We start from the raw sequence: 1999 nt of genomic DNA, 5'->3' as shown, positions 1-1999 counted from the left end.
TAGGTGTATTTTCCGCACCCCCCTTGTGTAGGGTGGGTGTATTATAACAAATGGGAATAATCTTCAGGAAGTTCAGCGTCAATATCTCTTAGATACTGTTGTAAGGCAGAAAGTGTAGAATGTCCTGTAATAAGCATTAGCCTATCATAGGTTTCATATTGTGAGTACTTAGAACGTAACTCTCTATATAATTTGGTAATAAAGGTATGCCTGAAAGAATAAAGTCCGTAATCTTCTCCTAAATTGAGTTCTTTCTTTAATTTTCCAAAGCGTTTAGTCCAATAATCACGTTTATTTACCTCGCTTGTCTGCCAATCATCAACACCATTGGGAGTAAATAAGAAGTAATCAGGATTAGCCCCTTTTAAATGTTGAATTTCTTTAAGAAGTATTTCTGGTATTATCTTAATCTTTACCAGTTTATTTTTAGCACGTACATTTAACTTAGCTCCGTCAAAATCAATATCTTTAATTTGCAATCTGCATACCTCTATAGGTCGTAAGAAGTTATAAGAGACAAATTTAACAAACAAAAGTAACTCTTTATCCTTTTGTGTCATAAGGGTAAAAATATCGTCTTGTTGCTTCTGCGTGTAGGTTTTATTGCGTTCTGGTTTGGCTTGCAGCTTCTTAATTTTTGCAACTACATTTTGTTGTACAATCTCATTCTCTTCTAATGTGGCAAATATGGCATTGATAACTGTAAGTGTATTATTTCGGTTACGAGGGCTTGTTCTCAGTAGTATTTCATTCAAGAAGTCATTAATATGTCTCTTTGTTAAACTGCTTATAGGAGATTTATCTAAGTTGTTATCTATCAGGTATTTTTGAAATTGTTTAATACGATAACTATAGTCAATAAAACTATTTTCTGAAACACTTTTTTTCTTTAGTTTCAGGGCAAAATCAAGTGCAGATACAGTAGTGTATTGCTCGTTAATTATGGAATTTTGAGTGTTTTCAGCATTAGGAGTATAGCCATTTTTTAAGATACGTTCAATGATATTTCGTAAGGTATGAATTTCTGTGTATCTACTATCAAAATCTTTATATACTTGGTTTATTTTGAAGAAAATAGAGGGTTGTTTTACCATTTTACCTTCTTCATTACGAAAGTAGTAATATACGTACCAACGCTTATATTTTTGCAGTATTTCCTCCTTTTGCTTTTCAGTAAAAGCACTTAATCGTTTCTGCTCTATAATTTTGGGGTATATTTTTGGTACTGAATAGTTTTTCTTATCCATAACCCTGTTGGTTTTACGATTATTGACATACTCGGTTTTATACTCGCTTTCTATAAGTTCGTTTAGTATGGACATAAAAAAAATACGCTCTGGGGCGTATTTTTATTAGGTATTTTACCTTATTTTACCTTTGTAGCGAAGACGGGATTTGAACCCGTGACCTTTGGGTTATGAATCCAACGCTCTAACCACCTGAGCTACCTCGCCATTTTTATGCAAAACCTATTTCTTATGCTTTTGCGGGTGCAAATGTACTACTTTTTTTTGTCTTACCAAATTTTTAAACACATTTTTTTAAGTTATTAATATTGATTATTTCATAACTTATTGATAATAAATGGTATATTTTAATTTTTATATTTTATAAATTTAGTAGAAGTATATAAATTTATAGGGGATTGTGGAGATGCTTATCCTTCGCTCAACCTTCGCTTATCCTTCGCTCAAGGTTCGGTGGGGAATAATTATGGATTGTGAGGCTTATGAGAGTAGGGTGGAATTGGCAGTGGACTTCAATAGTGAAAAGTTTTTGAATTCTAATAAATTTATTGTACTTTTGTATTGTGAATGTTATTTGTTTTTTTATTCACGTAAAAAAAATAGAATGAAAAAGATATTATTTTTACTCTTGAACTTGCTGCTTGGTAGTTGTCAAATATGTAATAATAAAAAAGGTATGAACGAACCACAATACGATTGGGGCATAGCGGTAAATACGCCCATAGGTTACCCTATACGTTTTTATGCCGCTA

General features: G+C 32.1%; 1 protein-coding gene, 1 tRNA gene and 1 pseudogene. 1 reads left to right on the top strand and 2 read right to left on the bottom strand.

Going from position 1 to position 1999, the window contains the following annotated elements:
• Positions 1 to 41: 41 nt before the first annotated feature.
• Entirely contained in the window at positions 42 to 1247 is a 1206-nt protein-coding gene (locus tag HMPREF9075_RS08470; protein WP_232305085.1) for a site-specific integrase, read from the bottom strand.
• A 133-nt stretch (positions 1248 to 1380) separates the two neighbouring features.
• Positions 1381 to 1454: transfer RNA gene (locus HMPREF9075_RS08465), tRNA-Met, on the bottom strand.
• A 397-nt stretch (positions 1455 to 1851) separates the two neighbouring features.
• Between HMPREF9075_RS08465 and HMPREF9075_RS13225 the strand changes: the two are divergent.
• A pseudogene (locus HMPREF9075_RS13225) lies at positions 1852 to 1999 on the top strand (DUF2931 family protein); the annotation flags it as partial.

This window comes from Capnocytophaga sp. oral taxon 332 str. F0381 (genome assembly GCF_000318275.2).
Taxonomy (GTDB): Bacteria; Bacteroidota; Bacteroidia; order Flavobacteriales; family Flavobacteriaceae; genus Capnocytophaga; species Capnocytophaga bilenii.
Note: the sequence above shows the minus strand (reverse complement) of the source record. Positions and strands in the feature narration are given on the sequence as shown.

What these genes read in the sequence shown, in the direction of transcription:
- HMPREF9075_RS08470 (WP_232305085.1), bottom strand. Translation starts at nt 1,247, where the DNA reads ATGGATAAGAAAAACTATTCAGTACCAAAAATATACCCCAAAATTATA.